Raw genomic sequence first — 18890 nt, 5'->3', positions numbered from 1 at the left:
ATATATGGAATAGAGTTTTGTACAATACAAATGAACAAAAGGATCCACGAAGGAGGGGATGGGAAAATAAGTTCTAGAGAACCTTCCGTGATGGGACAACTGAATAGAAAACATAATCAGGGAATAATCCCTGTAAGATTCCCGGTAGGGAACCCAGTCCAGCCAGAAAGCTGGAGGGAAAGAAAATAAGAGGGGCTTGTAGAAATGGTACAGCCCCTCTTTAAATTGTTGTTTTATGTAGGTGCTGTATATATAAAGTAGAGTCCCGCAAGAATAATTAAAATACCGCATAAATAGTTAACTCTAGAAAGTGCACGGGATCTTTCGTCCCACTTTAAAAACTTAGAGACAAAATCTGCGGAAGTTCCTGCAAAAATAATAACAGAGCAGTGCCCTAGAGCATAAAAAGTTACAAGAAGAAGTGCAAACGGCAGGTTTGTCGTTGCTGTTTTGATAGTAAGAGCCAAAAGTGGAGCCACATAAGCGAAGCTACATGGTCCTAATGCGAGGCCTGATAAAATTCCCAACACGAGTGCTCCCCCAAGCCCCCCTCTTTTCCCTGGTTTCAAGGCCTTTTGCCCAAACCACGGAAGCTTGATGACATCAAGAAGATGAAGGCCTATAAGAAAGAATATAGTAGCGACAAAGTAGTTGGAATATTTCCCTATATCTGTCATGAGTAAGCCTGTAGATGTGAGCACCATGCCTACGAGGGCAAGGTTGACAAAAATTCCTGCCGAAAAAGCGAGAGAAATAGCGAAGGCACTCGCCCTTTTTCCCCCTCGGGTGCTTTCAATGTATCCAACGACAAGTGGTATGGTTACAAGGTTGCATGGACTTAAAAGAATGCTGAAAATTCCCCATATAAAGGCAGCTGAAAGAGCGAAGCCACTTGAACTGTGAAGAGAAATATAGATGGTCTCAAATATGTTTCCCATGGTTTTATTTCTTCTCGAGATGGATTCCCAGCACGTCTAGTTTCATAAGGAGTTCTTCTAGAGACATGTAACCAACCTCTTTTCCGAGTTCTCCTCCCGTACTGTTCAAAAACACAAGGGTTGGTACATACTTGACCTCATATTTGCGGGCCAGGTCGGAGTTTTGCATGACATCTATTTTCTCTACTCGAATAGAATCTCCATATTGAGCTGTTAGGTCGTCCAAAACTTTGGACATTTCTGTGCACGCAGGTCATCCCGCTGCGCTAAGGTCTATAATTAAAGGAAGATTATTTTTAATTTCTTTGTTGAGTGCGGTGTTTTCCTGTTTCACTTTACTCTCTCTAATGTAAAAAGTTCCAGCTATAGCTAAGAAGAGGAGAAGGATGATTGTTACCTTTCTTCTATTCATATGTGGCCACCTCCTTGTAATGAAACGATTATACGGAATTCATGGTACCCGTCAAGGGTATTTTTGCAAAGGAGCCACAAATATATTGTTCTTCTGATATGATACCTTCATTACGTGTGGGAGGGCGACACTATGAGTCTTGAATTTTTACATGAGATGGCTAAAAAAAGGTACGAAGAGCTTGTTGCTATACGTCGAAAAATTCATGAGCACCCTGAACTTGATTTTGAGTGTGAACAAACAGCTCTTCTTATAGAGAAAAAACTTGATGAAGTGGGTATTCAGCATTTTAGAGTTGCCAAAACAGGAGTAGTTGGCGTATTGCGAGGGAGAAAAGAAGGCAAAACCGTTGCTTTTCGCGCAGACATGGACGGTTTGCCTGTATGTGAAGGAACAAAAGCTCTGTATTCTTCAAAAATAGAGGGGAAGATGCATGCGTGTGGACATGATGTTCATGTGGCTTCTCTGTTGGGGGCTGCTGGAATATTGGCAGAGTCTCGCAATACCTTCGATGGGACAGTAAAGTTTTTCTTTCAGCCTGCAGAAGAGACAGATGGAGGGGCTCTTCCCATGATAAGCGAAGGAGTAATGGAAAACCCTCTCGTAGATGGAGTCTTTTGTCTCCATTGCGATCCACAGCTCTCGGCAGGCTCTATTGGAGTAGGGTATGGTAAGTTCAGGGCGGCTTCTGATATGTTTCATATCACCATTCATGGGAAAGGAAGTCATGGCGCTCAGCCTCATCGTGGAATTGACGCTATAGCTATTGGTTCAGAGATGATATCGGCTCTTCAGCAGATTGTAAGCAGAAGAACGTCTCCTTTTGATCCTGTAGTGGTGACAGTAGGTTCTTTCCATGGGGGGACGGCTGGAAATATTATTGCGGAAGAGGTGGAAATGAGAGGCATTGTTCGTACTATGGATCCCGATACCCGCTTGAAAGTACGAGCTTTAGTCCGCTGCATAGCGCAGAATATTCCAGATACACTGGGAGCTGTTGGAGAAGTTGTCTTTACTGAAGGATACCCCAGCCTGATTAATGATGAGAGCATGACAGACCTCGTTGCAGATGTGGGGAGAGAGGTCCTTGGCCGGGAAAAGGTTTTCATTATGAAAGAGCCGGAGATGGGTGTAGATGATTTTGCTTACTTTTTGCAGAAAGCTCCTGGTTCATACTTTGTATTAGGGACCGGTAATAAAGAAAGAGACATAACATACCCTCTCCACAGTCCTTTCTTTGATGTAGACGAACAATGTCTTCCAGTAGGAGCCTCTGTATTAGCGGCTATAGCTCTTCGATTTTTGAGTAAGCCATAATAAAATTACCAAAAGAAATCGAAGAGCTGTCCTACGGGAAAGCCATAGAGTTTTTTATTGGCATATCGAGAGTAGAGTTTCCTTTTTGCCTCGTCCAGAGCAGGAGAGGTAATACCGGTGCGCATAGACAGCGAGGCCTCTACAAAAGCGGAAAGTTTGTCGCAGGCCTCGATTATTTTCCCATCAATAGGGTTATATTCGTCTTTATTTTGCGAGCTATCCAGCTCCCGATCTTCTAGGTTCGTGGGAATCTTATCTCCCTCCAGCCATATACGGTTACAGAATTCGTCTTCTGTAAAGTACCTGATTTCAGGCCTCCAGTCTATGGGGATGAGGGGGTAAATTTTTTCTTCCATAGCTTGACGCTCATATTCCTTTATGAGATCGTCAAGTCCTTCCACAGAATTTTTTACGGGGGAAATAATGTCTCGAGTTAGAACCTCGGGGAGATCATGAAACAGCCCTCCATAAAAATTATTATAGAGTCGCCTAGGACATGCACCTATTTCAATAGACATAAAGTAAGATAAAATTGCGACAATGAGCAAGTGCCCAAGAACAGATGTTTCAGGAACTCTTGGAGTTTGAGCCCAGCGTTTTTGGAAACGGAGCTGCCCTACAAGAGCTATAAAGCCATAAATACCTTTTTGCGAGTCAGGAAGCTCTCGGCCAAGGAGCATGGTTTTTACCGCACCTAAGTCGTCGTGTTCTTTTATTTGTCGGTTAATTTCGTCTCTCGTTCCTTCTATACCATAAAGAGGACGGCTCCATTCGTAGATATAATCGAATTCCCATTTTGTCGCAAGATAGTGTGCTGCTTTTAGAATGCGGCGCTCGAGATGTATGGAAGGAGACTCGTCTAAAAGATAATCTCTGAACCGTTCCAGAAGCTGAGGTCTTAAAGATTCCAGCTCATGTTTAAAACGATCTATAACCCAGAGATTAAGTTTATCTCTCTCTATCTTATGGCCCATTAATTTATGGAATACAGGTGGTTTAATATCAGTAAGAATAACTCGGTGGAGAAATTCAAATATTCCTCCCTCTATGAGGGCATGCCATTGTATGGTTGTCCCCTGATCTTCCTCATGCCTTGCAATAACGTAAGCTATAATCATTTTATGAGCCTGTTTAGCGAGTTCTGTAAATTGAATTGGCCTGGGATGGTCGTTCCATCGCTCGATGCTGGCCGCGGAAAAAATTCTTTCTATGAGAGATCGATTGATCATAACAGGAGTACACCCCTTCCTGATTGTAGGAACATCTAAACAAGCATACTTGAAGGAATTATAACACCTCTTGCTTCCAGAGAATGTCGAAGGTACACTTTTGTGGAGCGTATACAGAAAACGACGTATTTAGGAGGGAATTTTATGAAAGCCATAGTCTCGGCAACTATTGAAACTGTAACAGGAGATGCAATTGAGAATGGAACGATTCTTTTCGATAACACAGGAATTTTAGCAGTGGGAGAAGGACTTGTCCCGCCAGAAGGAGCGGATGTTATAGATGGGAAAGGTTTGTTTGTTTCCCCAGGTCTTGTAGATGCTCATACACATCTCGGTGTTTTTGTTCAGGGCTACCCTGAGAGCATGGCTGATGGAAACGAGAAAACCAATCCTCTAACTCCTCAACTTCGAGTAATTGATGCAGTGTATCCTCATGATCCGGGATTTGTGGATGCTCTCTCTGGAGGAGTTACCTGTGTCCAAGTGTTACCTGGCAGTGCGAATGTGGTAGGTGGGCAGGGTGCTATTTTAAAGACCCGTGTCGACGTAGTAGATAAAATGGTGGTACAGGCTCCTTCCGGAATGAAAGCTGCTCTTGGTGAAAATCCGGTGCGCGTTTATGGAGAAAAATCAAACACACCCATGACCCGTATGGGGAGTGCTTCTCTTATGCGCCAGGCTTTGAATGATGCCTTGAACTATAGAGAAAAAAAGGAAGAGGCGGAGCGAAAAGGGGATTTTTTTGAGAAAAACTTGGGGATGGAAGCATTGCTTCCTGTTATTGAAAAAAAGATGCCGCTTCGTGTCCATTCTCACCGAGCCGATGATATTGCTACGGCTATTCGTATCGCAGAAGAGTTTCAAATTCTTTACACCATAGAGCATTGTACAGAAGGCCATCTTATGGCACCATATCTTGCTGAAAAAAATGTAATGGCAGCAGTAGGTCCCACCCTCGTAGGGAGATCGAAGCTCGAGTTGAAAAATAAGAGCTGGGAGACATTGACGGCTCTTTACAACGCAGGGGTGCATTTCTGCATCATTACAGACCATCCTGTTATTCCTATTGACCAGTTTATAGTTTGTGCCTCTCTTGCCTGCCATGCGGGTCTTCCTCGTGAGGTGGCGTTGAAGGCAGTGACTCTCTGGGGTGCTGAGCATCTTGGTATTGCAGATAAGGTGGGCTCTCTGGAAGCCGGGAAAGATGCAGACATAGTCCTTTGGGATGGAGATCCTTTGGATGCCCGATCTCATGTGCTTAAAACCTTTATTGATGGGGAAGAGGCCTATTCACTCTCATAAATAAAATGCAAGGAGAGGCTTATGTTGTACATAAGTCCTCTCCTGCGGTTTCCCCTGAAAAAGCGGGCAAAGCTATTTTTGTGTTGCCTGGAGAACAATGCGCCCAGCGAGGTAACCGGCACCTAATCCATTATCGATATTAACGACTGCTACTCCTGTGGCGCAAGAATTAAGCATAGTCAGCAAAGGCGCAATTCCCCCTAAGTTAGCACCGTACCCAGTACTAGTTGGAACCCCTATGACCGGGCATGAAACTAAACCGGCTAAGACGCTCGGAAGGGCTCCCTCCATACCTGCAACGGCTACGATGGCCAGGGATGTTTGGAGGGTTTCGATGTGAGCGAGCAAACGATGTAGCCCTGCTATGCCTATGTCGTAAAGTCGTTTGGGAGTGCACCCCATATACTCGGCAGTAACGGCTGCTTCTTCTGCTACAGGGACATCGCTGCTTCCTGCGCTAATGATAGCGAGCCCTAGTACGGGCTCTATTTTTCGACGTTTTATGCCGATGATCCTAGCTTTTTCATGATAATGCGCATCAGGAAGAATGTTGGCTACAACTTTATATTGTTCCAACGTTGCTCTGGAAAATAATATATTTTCATTGCTGTCAGAAAGGGCCTCAGCAATAGTTTGCAGCTGTTCCTCACTTTTGTTCGGACAATAAACAATCTCAGCAAATCCTTTCCTGAGAGCTCTATGAGTGTCGAGCTTCACTTCTCCCAAATCTTGAAAAGGCAAGGTTTTTACATGCTGGATAAAAGTATCTGCGTCTAAGGTTCCTTCGCGAAGTTGTTGTATCATTCTTTTCAGATCGGAGTCATTCATTTTGATCACCATAGCTTTCTTTTGAAAAAATAGTAATTAAGAGCTATTGTACAGACAAGAGAGAGGTAAAAACAAGGAGGCTTTTCCCCATGGCAGAGACAGTTTTTCGAGCCTTTTCTAAGTTTGACGAGTGGCAAGGCAGGAAATGTGCTTGTATTGTATGGGTTCCCCTTAGAGCAGAGCGTATTCGTATCGCTCCATATCCTTTTTTGTTACAAAATTATAATGTTATTCCGCGGCACATTGCTTCTATGGCAAAAGGATATGCCGATGAGTTTCTTGGGCTTGATGAATTTGTTTTATTTAAATGTTTTATGAAGGAAAAACGTGGTATTTTTGTGGAGTCTCTTGAATACGAGCTGCCTCTTCAATGGCAGGATGAACGTGGCAATCCTTGCATTCCTCTTCGTTGTGATCCTTCGTGGGAAAAAATTTTTTCGGTCAAGGGCGACGAGGTTATAAATTTGCCTTTTGAAGTGGATGGATACTGGCATATTCTATAAAAAGGGGGCCGGGGAGTATTTACACTCCCCGGTTTTGTTGTTGGAAGGGCGGTTGGGAACCCGCCCTAACTTAATATATCTTCTGTGCTTTATCGAGCAGAATAAGAAGTCATAGATTCTTTATAGATCGTCCGAATAGTGTCTCTGGAAGCAGGCACTGGCGCTACGCTCAATAACCCATCGAGAGAAGGGGTGGTCATGGCCAACTCTGTAAGTCGGTCCAAATCTTCTTCCTTATACCCTTCGTCAGCTAATTTAGATGTTACCCCGAGGTCAAAGAGCCATTTTTCTACTGCTTTTGCCACTTTCTCTGCTTCTGCAGGTTCTCCTTTAAGGATCCCAACGACAGGTGTAAAAAGAGCAGCAAGAACTTCTGGCTGGGCAGGATAGATTTGCTTTAAAACTGCTGGTAAAAGCATGGCCAGCCCTAACCCATGAGCAAGATTTGGTTTGACAGCGGAAAGAGGGTGCTCCAAAGCATGAGTAAAGTGAAGCAACCCGTTATCAAAGCTTATCCCGGCTATAAGGGAGGCATAGAGCAAAAAGTACCGGGCTGTTAAATCTGTAGGATGTTGCAATGCTTGAGGTAAATATGTAGATACTAGTCGGACAGTTTCCTGTGCGAGAAGGATGGAGTAAGGACTTGCTACAACAGAAGTAGCAGCCTCCACCACATGATTAACGGCATCAATAGAGACATATCGAGTCTGGTCTGGGGAAAGGCCCGTCATGAGAGCCGGATCGTCAATGGCATAAAGAGGATATATGCAATCATAGGCAATAGCTGGCTTATACTCTTTCTCTGGAATGCTCACTACTGCAAAACGATCTACTTCTGTTCCTGTCCCGTGGGTTAAATTGATAGCAACGATAGGCGCTGCTTTAGCGGGAATAAAAGTAAGTTCAAAAAGCTCCCGTGCCGTTTTATGAGGGTACTCCATAAGAATTGCTGCGCTTTTTCCTGCATCTATGGGGCTTCCCCCTCCAATGGCAATAACTCCCTGGGCTTTGAATTGAAGTCCCATCTGAGTGGCCTCATCCACCGAATCTGCGGTAGGGTTAGGTGTTACTTTATCGTATAGAACATAATCTACGCCGTGTTTTTTAAAGGCAGCTATTACGTAATTCCAAGCCCCTGTTTTCTTATAAGAGCTATGCCCTGTTACGCAGAGAACTCGCTTTATACCCTGAGAGGCGAGGGCCTCTATAATGTCATCTATTTTTTTAATGGCGCCAACTCCTAAATAGGCTGTGGTTCTCGTTCTGATCTCTCTAATTTCGTTAATAGCAACTTTATGGTCCCACATTCTTTTTCACCCCTTGTGAAAGTTATATTTTTCACCAGAAACGAGAGAAGATTACCATTGCAAAAAAGAGCTGTCAATGGGACTCAAGATATATATCGTATAAAGAATACATTAAATAAGGAAGAAAAGAGAAGAGGGGCTAGAAAGGAAGAAAAGAGTTAGCCCCTCTTTTATTTCATGTTAATAAGAGAGAAATTCTTTTTTTATAGCCTCACAAAATAAAGGGTCGGTAAAGCATCGGAGCGCAGCTCTTCCTAATATTTGAGCGCCAATTTTCAACATTTCCTTGGCTCGTGGTGTTGTGACTGCTTGTGCGAATTCTCGTGTATGATGAGGTATTTGCATGTCTGTAATAGAGAGTAGAGGTTGCAAGGCTGGACAATGTTGACTTACATTGCCCATGTCGCTTGACCCGCCAGCGCCGGGAGCTGGGGTTGTAGATATGCCGCATTCGGCAAACACTCCCTCCATCATGTCTTCAGCAGCCTTATTGGGACGCATTTCGTGGAAACTAAATTCTACATTCTTCCATTCAACTTCTGTTTCGGTGGCTAGAGCCACTCCTTGAGCACATTTAAAGACTTTTTGCAAAACAATGTCTAGATATTTTCTATCTGGAGCTCTGAAATAGAACTTGGCTGAGGCCAAATCTGGAACAATGTTTGGTGCTTCTCCGCCTTTTGAAACGATGCCATGCATTCTGACTCCTGGCTTTACATGTTGACGTAGCATATCGATACTATGAAAGAAAAGTTGGACGCCGTTAAGGGCATTGCGCCCTTCCCACGGAGCTCCAGCGGCATGAGCAGTTTGTCCTGTAAAGGTGAATTCAATGGCATCCATTGCTAGAGACCGATAAGGTACATAACTTACATTATCATTGCAATGGATCATCATGGCTAAGTCCATAGAATCAAAAATCCCCTTTTCTGAAAGAGTCACTTTAGCGCCGTTTGTTTCTTCCGCCGGAGTCCCTATTACAAAAAGAGTTCCAGTAGAAAGAGAGCTCATGAGAGGGGAAAGAGCAAGTCCGGCCAAGAGAGTCATGGAACCATGAAGGCAATGTCCACATCCATGGCCTATTTCAGGTAACGCATCGTATTCTGCCAGAAGGGCTACGTGGGGCGTCCCCTTCCCTTTTTTGCCACAGAAAGCGGTTGGAATGTCACTGTAAGGATATTCTGTTTCGAAATGAGCTTGGGCAAGAAGATCGTTCATTTTTCGGCTCGCTTCAAATTCCTGTTCACCTAGTTCAGGGTGAGAGGCCATATAGAGGTTCAATTTCCATACAGTTTCTACGTTTTTCTCTATGGTCGTGTCCAGAGTAGAGATAAGCTCTTTGTATTTATTCAATTCGTTCAACGAAAAAGCCTCCTTTTGTTTATATGAAGAATAATCCTATCACATGATGTGGCCTACTCCTACCTCTTCTATTAAGAGATATACTATTTTTGATCTTATTGCTGTTTCAAAGTAAAATTATCATCGGCCAGTATTTTTGAACTGGACCCTCACTATTTGGAGGAAAGTATGAACACAAAGGCAACAAGGCTAGATCAGGTAATTATGAACAGGCTGAAAAAAGACTGGGCAGAACCTATCCTTTGGTGGAGCGGTGAGTGGTGGACAGGAGAGGATATTGCATGTTTAGCTGCTCAGTATAGGCAAAGTTTGGGAGATGCAGGGTTCGGGAAAGGGCATCGATTGGCTGTAATGATGCCTAATTCTCCAGCTGTATTGGCGCTTTCTTTAGCTGCTTGGGCACTGGGTGGTGCCGTAGCTCCTATCAATACTCGAGCGGGAGTTCCCACGACTCTTGGGATCTTAGAGCTTATTGATCCTTTTGCGGTTATAATGTCTGAAAAGATGGAGGAATTGGAAGAAGCTCTGGCTTCAAAGGAGACCCCTTTCTTTGTTTCTCCTCTTGATGCGGCCCTTCCGCATATATCGGGACGCCAGTCTGTGGTAGGCGATGAAGAATTAGCTGTAATTTTTGCTACGTCTGGCACAACTGGCCGGCCAAAAGCTGTGCCTTTGAGCCACTCTAATTTGATTCATAATGCCACGACGGTATTTGAAGAGTTGACGGAGTTGGCCGAAGGGGACGTCTTCCTTAATGTGCTGCCCAACTTCCACTCTTTTGGCTTTACAGTAGCGGGGGTAATGCCCCTGCTCTGTGGTATGAAACAGACTATTTTGCCCTCTTTTCTTCCACCCCATAAGACGCTAGAGGCTATTTGTGTGTCGAAAACAAATGTTTTGCTTGTAGTTCCCACAATGCTTTCTTTCCTGCTTTCTTCTATTGACCACGGTGCTCCTAAACCTGATCATGTGAAGCTTATTATAAGTGGGGGAGATAAGCTGAACATACAGTTAGACTCAAAAATCAAGGAATATTTTGGGGTGGGTGTGCTTGAAGGGTATGGATTGACAGAGTGTTCTCCCGTTGTATGTGTAAATCCGTCTTATGCCAAGCGAAAACTTGGAACTGTCGGTCCTTTTATTTCTGGATATCAGTGGAAACTTGGAAATGAACATGGGGAAGATGTAAAAACTTCCAAGGAAGGAGTTTTATGGGTTCGAGGAAGCTCTGTCGCGGCTGAATATTTTAGAGATCCTGAAAAGTCGGCGGGGCGTTTCGATGGAGGATGGTTCAACACAGGTGATTATGTTCAGATTGACGAAGACGGGTATGTCAGAATCCTCGATAGGGTGACAGATATTATTATTGTTGGAGGATTTAACGTTTATCCCCAGGAAGTGGAGGCTATACTTCAGACCCACCCGGCAATAGAGCAAACTGTTGTAATAGGAATTCCCCATCAGATTAACGGAGAGGTTCCTAAAGCGTATGTAAAAAAAGCGCCAGGAATTGCCTTATCTCCAAGAGATGTAATTGATTTCTGCAAAAAACATTTAGCTCATTATAAGGTGCCGCGGAGCGTAGAATTTATAGACGCATTTCCTCTCTCAAGTACAGGAAAGATACTTCGTCGCCTTCTGAGGAAAAAAGAAGAGGTAAAACACTCATAAAAATCCGGTCTGAGAAAAGCAGGGGCCCCTCCTTTCCGAGGGGCCCCCTTGTTCTTTAGAATGCTCGAAATCCTACAACGTCTTCCCGAATAGCCATATACCTTTTCTTAGTAATGTCCATATGACCACTTTCCATATTTTTGAGCTTGCCAAACATAATAGCTGTTTCGCCAGCGCTCTCTTTCTCCAGGCGTTCATAGAATTCTTTCGCTCTCATTTCCGATAAATATGCAGCAGAAGCAATGCGTAGAAGGGACGTTACATCTCCGAAGTCTTTGGTCTGTACCTTCAGTTCAGGAGAGACAACCATATGAGGATCTATAGGGCATTCTTCACCATACATTTTTAGGTACAGCTTCTTCAGGTCTTCTTCATGCTCTTTCTCCCACTCTGCCAATTCCATCAATTCTTTCTTCTCATGAGGTTTTGTAACACTCTCAGCCCAGATACGGTAAAAGTTCTTGGCTTCTATTTCAGCATGTATACCATACCTGAGAGCCTCTTTCATTTCAAAGCACTCTGATGTCATATTTATCCCTCCAGTCTCGAATGAACATAGTATTACTTATAAAGTATATACTTTTTGGAAAGGTATTTGCAAATATCATTACAGTACTACAATATGAGCTACGAGCTAGAGAATAGTGTAATATAAAAATTAAAAGGGAGAATCGAGAATTAAGGAGGGGAATTAGATGAGTAAAAAAGAAAATCTTGTTGTAGTTTCATGTGCGCTGACGCCGGAAGAACGGCGAAAGCTAGAAGCCCCTCTTGAAAGAGTAGCGACAGTGCTTTATTTGGATGATTGCAAAGATAGAGTGTCGCTCTTAAAAGAAGCTGATGTTTTAATATCTTTCTTTTTTAATCGTGAAATCCATAAAGAAGAGTACCCCCTGCTCAAAAAATTGCGCTTGTTACAGACTCTTTCTGCAGGTGTAGATTATCTTCCCTTTTCTGAAATGCCTCAACATTTCTTTATAGCATGTAATGCCGGAGGGTGGGCCTATCAAATAGCAGAGCATGTTGTAGCTTTGACTATGGCGCTCGCAAGACATCTCGTTCCTCTTCATTTGAAGTTGGCACAAGGAGAATTCGACAGAGAGAAATATGTCTTAAGAAATCTGAAAGGAATGACGGCTGGAATCGTAGGCTTTGGAGGAATAGGGCAACGTATAGCAACGTTATTTAAAGCTTTTGGCATGAAAATCATGGCTTTAAATACCAGTGGTAAGACGACAATTCCAGTAGATTTTATAGGAACGCTTTATCAGTTACCTCAAGTCTTAAAGGAATCCGACGTAGTGTTACTGGCACTTCCTCTTACAAAACAAACGAAGGGGTTTATTGGCACAAAGGAATTGTCGATAATGAAGAAAGATGCCATATTGATTAATGTGGCTCGCGCTCCTCTCATAATAGAAAAAGACCTTTATGAACATCTGAAAAGAAACCCCAGTTTCCAGGTAGGTCTTGATGTATGGTGGAAAGAACCTACATGGGGCAGAGACAATTTTCATGTGGACTATCCTTTCCTTGAACTCCCTAACGTTCTTGGCTCCCCCCACAATTCTAATTATGTAGCTGGTGCCATGGCTGAAGCATGTGAAGTGGCGGCTCGAAATATAGCCCTTTTCCTTGAGGGGAAAAGGTGGCACGGCTCTATAGATCGAGAAGACTATGTTCTTACCGATTGACTAGCAATTGACAAGCTCGAGGAAGGGGAAGTTAAAAGAGAAATACTATATGGGAGAGGTGCAGTTTTTGTATTTTAATCCATAGATGGGGGGGGTAATGTTATGTCGTATGGAAGCGTGTCGCGAAAGATTGCGGCGGCTTTCGCGGCTCTGATCTTTTTTATGGCGGTGGTAGGATGGTTAAGCTATAGGTCCTTGAATCATTCTTCTTTAGGCTTATTACAATATCAGCGTTTAGCTGAAGTGAGCAATGAAAGTGCAAAAGTACAGGTCGCGCTTATGTCCCTTAAAGCTTCCGCCACGCGGTACATTGAATTCAGAAGAGTTGAGGATCAAATTCAGTACCGGGATATTCAGGCGGTTTTTGAGGCGGCTCTTTCTCGCCTTGCTTCTAATGTTGAAAAAACAGAACAGAAAGAAAAAATAGAACAGAAAGAAAAAATAGATATAATTTCTTCTCTTCTCGATGAATATAATCAAGCCTTTCAAACAGCAGTTCAATTGAATGACGACATGGAGATTCTTTTTCAGACAGGCTTTCTCAATCAGAGTGAAATTATGGAACAGGAGTTAACTGCTCTTATGGTGGAAGCGGAGAAGAATCAAAATGCCAGCCTTTCGTATTATGCAGGACTAGGGGTGAGGAGTCTCTTATTGGCCAAGGCTGACGGAATCCATTATCTTCAAACGGGAGATCAGACTCTTATTGGTAAGTTAAAGCGAGAACTAGTGGATCTCTCGGGGTATATGCCTCTTTTTGATATGATGGTTGAAGATCATGAGGCAGGGCGTGACCACCTCCAGAAGTTTACTGAATCGTTAAAAAATTTTGAAGAACAAATACCTACTATAGTGGAAATAGATACGAAACGTCGGGCTATTCGGTCGGAGACGATAGAGGAACTCGGCTCCAAAATGGAGGAGCAAATAGCTTCTATTCAAAAAGCTTTAGAGTCCTTCCAGCAAAAATTGGGACCAGAACTTGCAGAACAGAATAATACGGCCCTTCGCTATATTTTTCTTGCGGCTTCTCTTATGGTCCTTTCGTGTGTAGTGACCGGATTGATTTTGTCTCGTCATATAACAACGCCCCTTCGTCAAGTTGTTTGTCTCGCCCAAAGGGCGGCAGAACGAGACCTCTCTTGGGGAAGAGATGATTTTGGAACGGAACGGAGAGATGAGTTCGGCCATATGGCAGATGCTCTTTCTGCCATGATAGATTCTCTTCGGAATGCTTTAGTGGAAGTGCGAGGTAATGCATATAATTCCCTTCAGCGAGCAGAGAGTCTTGCTGCCTTGTCTCAGGAAAGCACGGCTTCTATGGAGGAAATTCGGGGTGCTTTAGAAGAGCTCAACACCCTCTCTGAGGAGAGTGGGCATGCTTTGGAACAAGCTGGAGATGCTGTTAACGTAGTAGCAGAGAATGCATCAGAATCGGCTCATTCCTCTTCTGAAGCGGCAAAAACATCGGCTTTCGCCGCTTCTCTTTCAGAAGAGGCTGCGTCAAGAGTTGAGGCCGTTATTAGCTCTATACAACATGTGGAAAATCAGATGAAGGAAACAGAGTCTAAAATAGCTCGTCTTGGTTCTTCTATTAAGAATATTTCAGGTTTTGTGAATGTAATTACGGCTATAGCAGATCAGACGAATCTCCTTTCGCTCAATGCTGCTATTGAAGCTGCCAGAGCTGGAGATGCTGGGCGAGGGTTTGCAGTTGTAGCTGACGAAGTTCGAAAATTGGCAGAGGAGTCGGCTGAAGCTGCTCGAAATATTGAGTCGCAAATTTCAGAGCTACAAAAAGATGCCTCTGTTTCTATAGATGCTATTCGAGAAACAGGAGAAACCATGAAAAGTACAGTGGTAGATGCCCGCCATGCGAGAAAAGGCATGGAAGATGCTCTCTCTGAAACGGCAAAAATAGATGAAATTATCCAGGCCCTTGCTGCTTTGGCTCAGAATCAGGCTCTGGCTGGTGAAGAAATGAAAGGGACGGTAGAACGTGTTCTTTCTGCGGCTCGTAGCATGAGGCAGATGGTGGCTACTATTCGGCAAGCAGGTGAAGAGACAGTAAAGGCTGCTGAGAGTGTGGCACGAGAAGCAGAGGGAGTGAGTCATGGTTCAGAACAGGTGTCCCATTTGATGGATACTTTTACTCTTAAGAGAGTTTCTACTTCTTCTGGCAATGCTTTGCCGGATAAAGGGGCAGTCCGAGGAGGAGAAAAAACAGCTGTTTTAACTCCACACTCGTCAATTTCAGGAGATCAATAAAAATCTGATTCACAGAATAAAACATAGAGTATAAGGCGGTGAAAAACATGGCACTATTTCAGGTTGCTACCTTTAATGTAAACTCTGTGCGAAGTCGCATGCTTGTCCTTTTGCAATGGCTTCAGAAAAACAGAGTTGATGTTCTTTGTCTTCAAGAGACCAAGACGGAAGATCAATTTTTCCCTCAGGAAGAATTTAAAAAACTCGGTTATTCTCTCATATTTAAAGGAGAGAAGGCCTATAACGGTGTAGCTCTTTTAAGCCGTCATGCAATAGAGAACCCTCAGTTTGGATTTAATGATGGTGAAGATCCTGATCCTATAACGAGGATAGTGCGAGGAACCATATGCGGTATCCATGTTATTAATACGTATGTCCCTCAAGGCAAGAGCATTGATCATCCGGACTATCAGGCGAAACACCGTTTTTTCGATCGTCTCCTCAATCTTTTTCAGAGGGAGTTTTCACCTCATACGCCCCTATTATGGGTTGGAGATATGAATGTAGCTCCTACTGATATAGATGTAACGAGCCCTGAACGAAAAGGAGATCACGTGTGTTTTCACAAAGACATAAAAAATAAGTTTGAAGAAGTGAAAGCCTGGGGGTTTGTGGATGTTTTTCGAAAATATCACCCTCATGTAATAGATTTTTCCTTCTTCGATTATAGGGTAAAAAATGCTTTGGCGAGAAATATTGGGTGGAGAATCGACCATGTTCTCGCGACACCCCCTCTTGCTGTCTGTTCTGTTGACTGCTATATAGACAGAGAGCCGCGAAGTTGGGAAAAACCATCAGATCATACACCTGTTGTCGGTATTTTTGAGCTAAAATAAATATTTTATGAGCCCAAATGTTTCCAGAGTATTAATCGGTGGTAGCCCTAGTTTTGCTATTAAGGGGCTACCACCTTGGTCGTTCAACTTTTATTATTGAAATATTTTTTGAAAAACACTATAATATTACAATATGAGAAGGGCATATCATATTATGAGAATCTAAAAAGAGGTGTTGTCCTTGAAAAAGACAAAAGCCTCTTCTTCGATGAAGACGTTAGAACGTGCTCTTACTATTCTTCAATGTTTTTCTTTTGACCGTCCCTCTTTAACAGCAACTGAGATTGCCTCTTTGTCGTCTATTCCCAAATCCACTGTTCATCGCTTTTTGAGAGTATTTGTAGACTATGGTTTTATCGAGGAAGGAAGAAGTCCAGGAACATTTATTCCAGGGCTAAGGCTTTTTGAGCTAGGTAACATAGTTCGTCAATCGCTAGATGTTCGTCATTGTGCAGAACCTTTTATGCAACGTATAGCCAATGAATTAAGAATCACGGTTCATCTCGTTATCCGGGATGGGAACGAGGGTATTTACATTGAAAAGGTGGAACCGGAAGGGCAACATATCCATTACTCCCATGTGGGGAAAAGAATTCCTCTTTACTGCACTGCCGCTGGAAAAGTGCTATTGTCAGAACTTCCTAATATTTTTATCGAAGAAATGTACTCTTTCCCTCTTTTTCCCTATACAGCTAAAAGTATTACAACTAAAAAGGTCCTTTTTGAAGAATTGCGGCGAGTTCGGGATTGTGGTTGGGCGCAGGACAATCAGGAACTGGAGAAAGGTCTCTGTTGTGTGGGGCTCCCAATCCGAAATGATAGAGGTCATATTATTGCTGCATTAAGCTCTTCGGCGTTGGCTGTATCTTTTACCTCCTCTCGTACAGAGGAATTGATACAGGCTTTGCAGAGAGCCTCTTTGGAGGTGTCGAGGCGACTGGGTTTTACAGGCGCTGATTCATTATAGGAGGAGGCGAGTTTTATGGCAAAGAAGAAAGGACGTTTGGATTTTGTAAAAATGAAGCAGAATGGAGAGAAAGTAGCGTGGGTTACGGCTTATGACTTTCCTACCGCATCTTTTGTAGAACAAGCTGGCATGGATATGATTCTTGTAGGGGATTCTCTTGGGATGGTGGTACTAGGCTATGAAGGTACTATCCCTGTCACTATGGAAGACTGCATCCGTCATTGTCAAGCGGTACGCAGGGGAGCTCCTCATACTTTCTGTGTAGGAGATATGCCCTTTATGTCGTACCAGATTTCCGATGAAAACGCTGTCCTCAATGCTGGTCGATTCTTAAAAGAGGCAGATATGGATGCCGTAAAGTTGGAAGGCGGGCGGAGAGTGATCAGCCGTATCCGATCTATCGCTGACGCGGGTATCCTTGTAATGGGGCACATTGGACTCACACCTCAAAGTTCTGGACAGCTTGGCGGATTTAAAGCACAGGGGAGAGATCCGGAGAGTGCTCGAGAGCTCATAAAAGATGCTTTGGCTATTCAAGAGGCGGGTGCCTATGCATTGCTACTTGAGGCAGTTCCTCCAGAGTTGACAGAATTTATAGCTAAAAGACTTGAGATACCAGTATATTCTATAGGAGCAGGAATTCCTTGCGATGGCCAACTACTGATTTGTGGGGATATGTTAGGATTATTTGAGGCTTTTACCCCCAAATTTGTTAAAAAATATGCTAACCTTGCAGCAGAAGAGATTCGAGCTTTTAAAGAATATGTTGAAGATGTGAAGACGGGACAATTTCCTACAGATGATCATGTATATCATATTCTGCCTGGGAAAGAAGAAGAATTTGAAGCCATGCTTAAAGAGTTTGAATAGTTTTTGTACACAACAACAAAAGCAAGGCGGTCCTCTGGGCCGCCTTTTTTTAAAAGTTGAAAGGAGTAGACGTATGAGATTCTCTGAACGTATCTATGCTATGCAAGCTTCCCCCATTCGTAAATTAGCTCCCTACGGGCTTGAAGCGAAAGCGCGAGGGAAAAAAGTATATCATTTAAATATTGGACAGCCTGATATAAAAACTCCTCCCTCTTTCTTTGAAGCCATACGCCATTTTGATGAGGATGTATTGGCTTATGGCCCCTCCGAGGGGAATCCCAAACTGATCGAAGCGATTATAGAGTACTACAAGGACTATCACATAGATCTTGAGAAAGGAAATATTCTCATTACAGCTGGGGCCAGCGAGGCTATAGTCTTCGCATTTACAGCTCTTTGCGATCCTGGTGATGAGATCCTTATTCCAGAACCTTTTTACGCAAACTATAATCCTTTTGCTGAGTGGGTCAGCGCTCGAATTGTTCCTATTACAACTAAAGCCGAAGAGGGGTTCCGGCTCCCTCCGACAGAGACTATAGAGAAGAAAATTACCCCCCGTACGCGGGCCATCGTAATGTGCCATCCAGGCAATCCGACAGGTATGGTCTATTCAAGAGAGGATATGGAGCGTATAGGGCATTTGGCCCTTAAACATGATTTTTATATTGTTGCCGACGAAGTATATCGGGAATTTGTTTATGATGGTCTTCAATATGTGAGTTTTGGAAATCTAGAGGATGTAGAAGATCGAGTTCTCATTATGGACTCTGTTTCTAAGCGATACAGTGCTTGTGGCGCCCGTATAGGATGTATAGTGAGCAAGAACAAGGACCTTATGGGACAGATAGTAAAATTGTGTCAGAGTCGGACGAGTGCGCCTACTATAGATCAGGTGGGAGCTGTTGCTCTATATGGAACGTCGCCTTCATATCTTCAAGAGGTCAACAGGGAATATCAGAAACGAAGAGATATTATGTATCAAGCCCTAAAGTGTATGCCAGGGGTTATTTGCGAAAAGCCCAAGGGCGCTTTTTATATGATGGTTAAGTTGCCGGTGGATGATGCAGAAAAATTTATTATCTGGATGCTAAAAAATTTTGATGGCAATGGAGAAACAGTTATGGCAGCTCCTGGGGAAGGGTTTTATGCTACACCGGGCCTGGGACAAGATGAGGTCCGTCTTGCCTATGTACTTGAAGAAAAGGAATTGGTTCGAGCGATGGATGTGTTAAAAGAGGGTCTTGAAGTCTATCCAGGACGTATAGAAGCTATAAAAGCGTAACGAAAAAAGTTTTATGCAACCGCTTGCATTAACCATATTTTCCTGCTACACTCCTCTCAGGAAAATGAGGGAGGTTTGGAGAGATGGCGGGAAAAAACGGAAGA

The 18890-nt window shown here is 43.4% G+C and carries 18 protein-coding genes; 10 read left to right on the top strand and 8 right to left on the bottom strand.

The window, feature by feature from the left end; all coding sequences use genetic code 11:
- Positions 1-233 precede the first annotated feature (233 nt).
- From B3L97_RS05120 to B3L97_RS05110, 3 genes are read right to left on the bottom strand one after another with little or no spacing between them, the layout of a single operon-like run.
- Positions 234-938 carry a cytochrome c biogenesis CcdA family protein gene (locus B3L97_RS05120; protein WP_286934469.1) on the bottom strand — a complete coding sequence of 235 codons (705 nt, stop codon included), beginning with the start codon at positions 936-938 and terminating at the stop codon, positions 234-236.
- 4 nt (positions 939-942) lie between these two features.
- Positions 943-1176 (bottom strand): thioredoxin family protein, encoded by a 234-nt coding sequence (locus B3L97_RS05115; RefSeq protein WP_024821592.1) that lies wholly within the window; start codon positions 1174-1176, stop codon positions 943-945.
- 15 nt (positions 1177-1191) lie between these two features.
- The gene (locus B3L97_RS05110) at positions 1192-1350 is read right to left on the bottom strand and encodes a hypothetical protein (protein ID WP_286934468.1); all 159 of its coding nucleotides are present in this window, start codon (positions 1348-1350) and stop codon (positions 1192-1194) included.
- 132 nt (positions 1351-1482) lie between these two features.
- Between B3L97_RS05110 and B3L97_RS05105 the strand changes: the two genes are divergently transcribed.
- Positions 1483-2667: a M20 metallopeptidase family protein gene (locus B3L97_RS05105; protein ID WP_024821593.1), complete on the top strand. Its 1185-nt coding sequence runs from the start codon at positions 1483-1485 to the stop codon at positions 2665-2667.
- A 5-nt stretch (positions 2668-2672) separates the two neighbouring features.
- Here B3L97_RS05105 and B3L97_RS05100 read toward each other — a convergent pair whose 3' ends face one another.
- Positions 2673-3896 (bottom strand): HD domain-containing protein, encoded by a 1224-nt coding sequence (locus B3L97_RS05100; RefSeq protein WP_024821594.1) that lies wholly within the window; start codon positions 3894-3896, stop codon positions 2673-2675.
- 144 nt (positions 3897-4040) lie between these two features.
- On the opposite strand from B3L97_RS05100, the gene B3L97_RS05095 reads away from it, so the two are divergent.
- Positions 4041-5198 carry an amidohydrolase gene (locus B3L97_RS05095; RefSeq protein WP_286934466.1) on the top strand — a complete coding sequence of 386 codons (1158 nt, stop codon included), beginning with the start codon at positions 4041-4043 and terminating at the stop codon, positions 5196-5198.
- A 72-nt stretch (positions 5199-5270) separates the two neighbouring features.
- Here the strand turns inward: B3L97_RS05095 and larB are convergent, their stop codons facing one another.
- Entirely contained in the window at positions 5271-6026 is a 756-nt protein-coding gene (gene larB / locus B3L97_RS05090) for a nickel pincer cofactor biosynthesis protein LarB (RefSeq protein WP_024821596.1), read from the bottom strand.
- Between the two features lie 89 nt (positions 6027-6115).
- Here larB and B3L97_RS05085 point away from each other — a divergent pair, with 89 nt between their 5' ends.
- The gene (locus B3L97_RS05085) at positions 6116-6529 is read left to right on the top strand and encodes a hypothetical protein (protein ID WP_286934465.1); all 414 of its coding nucleotides are present in this window, start codon (positions 6116-6118) and stop codon (positions 6527-6529) included.
- Between the two features lie 89 nt (positions 6530-6618).
- Here the strand turns inward: B3L97_RS05085 and B3L97_RS05080 are convergent, their stop codons facing one another.
- Complete coding sequence (locus tag B3L97_RS05080) at positions 6619-7836, bottom strand: iron-containing alcohol dehydrogenase (protein WP_286847216.1); 1218 nt, start codon at positions 7834-7836, stop codon at positions 6619-6621.
- Positions 7837-8016: 180 nt separating this feature from the next.
- On the bottom strand, positions 8017-9198 hold the full coding sequence (locus B3L97_RS05075) for an amidohydrolase (RefSeq protein WP_286934464.1): 1182 nt from the start codon (positions 9196-9198) through the stop codon (positions 8017-8019).
- Between the two features lie 168 nt (positions 9199-9366).
- Here B3L97_RS05075 and B3L97_RS05070 point away from each other — a divergent pair, with 168 nt between their 5' ends.
- Positions 9367-10869, top strand: coding sequence for an AMP-binding protein (locus tag B3L97_RS05070; protein ID WP_286934463.1), 1503 nt, complete (start codon positions 9367-9369; stop codon positions 10867-10869).
- 55 nt (positions 10870-10924) lie between these two features.
- Here the strand turns inward: B3L97_RS05070 and B3L97_RS05065 are convergent, their stop codons facing one another.
- Positions 10925-11398: a ferritin-like domain-containing protein gene (locus tag B3L97_RS05065; protein ID WP_024821601.1), complete on the bottom strand. Its 474-nt coding sequence runs from the start codon at positions 11396-11398 to the stop codon at positions 10925-10927.
- 166 nt (positions 11399-11564) lie between these two features.
- On the opposite strand from B3L97_RS05065, the gene B3L97_RS05060 reads away from it, so the two are divergent.
- From B3L97_RS05060 to B3L97_RS05035, 6 genes are all read left to right on the top strand, one after another.
- Positions 11565-12563 carry a 2-hydroxyacid dehydrogenase gene (locus B3L97_RS05060; protein ID WP_286934462.1) on the top strand — a complete coding sequence of 333 codons (999 nt, stop codon included), beginning with the start codon at positions 11565-11567 and terminating at the stop codon, positions 12561-12563.
- Positions 12564-12665: 102 nt separating this feature from the next.
- Positions 12666-14831: a methyl-accepting chemotaxis protein gene (locus B3L97_RS05055; RefSeq protein ID WP_286934461.1), complete on the top strand. Its 2166-nt coding sequence runs from the start codon at positions 12666-12668 to the stop codon at positions 14829-14831.
- 47 nt (positions 14832-14878) lie between these two features.
- Entirely contained in the window at positions 14879-15667 is a 789-nt protein-coding gene (xth, locus tag B3L97_RS05050) for an exodeoxyribonuclease III (protein WP_024821604.1), read from the top strand.
- Positions 15668-15848: 181 nt separating this feature from the next.
- Positions 15849-16634, top strand: coding sequence for an IclR family transcriptional regulator (locus B3L97_RS05045; protein ID WP_286934460.1), 786 nt, complete (start codon positions 15849-15851; stop codon positions 16632-16634).
- 15 nt (positions 16635-16649) lie between these two features.
- On the top strand, positions 16650-17504 hold the full coding sequence (gene panB, locus B3L97_RS05040) for a 3-methyl-2-oxobutanoate hydroxymethyltransferase (RefSeq protein ID WP_024821606.1): 855 nt from the start codon (positions 16650-16652) through the stop codon (positions 17502-17504).
- Positions 17505-17577: 73 nt separating this feature from the next.
- Positions 17578-18786, top strand: coding sequence for a pyridoxal phosphate-dependent aminotransferase (locus tag B3L97_RS05035; RefSeq protein ID WP_286934459.1), 1209 nt, complete (start codon positions 17578-17580; stop codon positions 18784-18786).
- Positions 18787-18890 lie beyond the last annotated feature (104 nt).

The sequence above is a fragment of the Aminobacterium sp. UBA4834 genome (genome assembly GCF_002400205.1).
Taxonomy (GTDB): Bacteria; Synergistota; Synergistia; order Synergistales; family Aminobacteriaceae; genus Aminobacterium; species Aminobacterium mobile.
The sequence above is the reverse complement of the archived record's forward strand: the minus strand, read 5'-3'. Positions and strand labels throughout refer to the sequence as shown.

Coding starts and splice junctions, on each gene's coding strand:
- B3L97_RS05120 (WP_286934469.1), bottom strand. CDS start 938: ATGGGAAACATATTTGAGACCATCTATATTTCTCTTCACAGTTCAAGT.
- B3L97_RS05115 (WP_024821592.1), bottom strand. CDS start 1,176: ATGTCCAAAGTTTTGGACGACCTAACAGCTCAATATGGAGATTCTATT.
- B3L97_RS05110 (WP_286934468.1), bottom strand. CDS start 1,350: ATGAATAGAAGAAAGGTAACAATCATCCTTCTCCTCTTCTTAGCTATA.
- B3L97_RS05105 (WP_024821593.1), top strand. CDS start 1,483: ATGAGTCTTGAATTTTTACATGAGATGGCTAAAAAAAGGTACGAAGAG.
- B3L97_RS05100 (WP_024821594.1), bottom strand. CDS start 3,896: ATGATCAATCGATCTCTCATAGAAAGAATTTTTTCCGCGGCCAGCATC.
- B3L97_RS05095 (WP_286934466.1), top strand. CDS start 4,041: ATGAAAGCCATAGTCTCGGCAACTATTGAAACTGTAACAGGAGATGCA.
- larB (WP_024821596.1), bottom strand. CDS start 6,026: ATGAATGACTCCGATCTGAAAAGAATGATACAACAACTTCGCGAAGGA.
- B3L97_RS05085 (WP_286934465.1), top strand. CDS start 6,116: ATGGCAGAGACAGTTTTTCGAGCCTTTTCTAAGTTTGACGAGTGGCAA.
- B3L97_RS05080 (WP_286847216.1), bottom strand. CDS start 7,836: ATGTGGGACCATAAAGTTGCTATTAACGAAATTAGAGAGATCAGAACG.
- B3L97_RS05070 (WP_286934463.1), top strand. CDS start 9,367: ATGAACACAAAGGCAACAAGGCTAGATCAGGTAATTATGAACAGGCTG.
- B3L97_RS05065 (WP_024821601.1), bottom strand. CDS start 11,398: ATGACATCAGAGTGCTTTGAAATGAAAGAGGCTCTCAGGTATGGTATA.
- B3L97_RS05060 (WP_286934462.1), top strand. CDS start 11,565: ATGAGTAAAAAAGAAAATCTTGTTGTAGTTTCATGTGCGCTGACGCCG.
- B3L97_RS05055 (WP_286934461.1), top strand. CDS start 12,666: ATGTCGTATGGAAGCGTGTCGCGAAAGATTGCGGCGGCTTTCGCGGCT.
- xth (WP_024821604.1), top strand. CDS start 14,879: ATGGCACTATTTCAGGTTGCTACCTTTAATGTAAACTCTGTGCGAAGT.
- panB (WP_024821606.1), top strand. CDS start 16,650: ATGGCAAAGAAGAAAGGACGTTTGGATTTTGTAAAAATGAAGCAGAAT.
- B3L97_RS05035 (WP_286934459.1), top strand. CDS start 17,578: ATGAGATTCTCTGAACGTATCTATGCTATGCAAGCTTCCCCCATTCGT.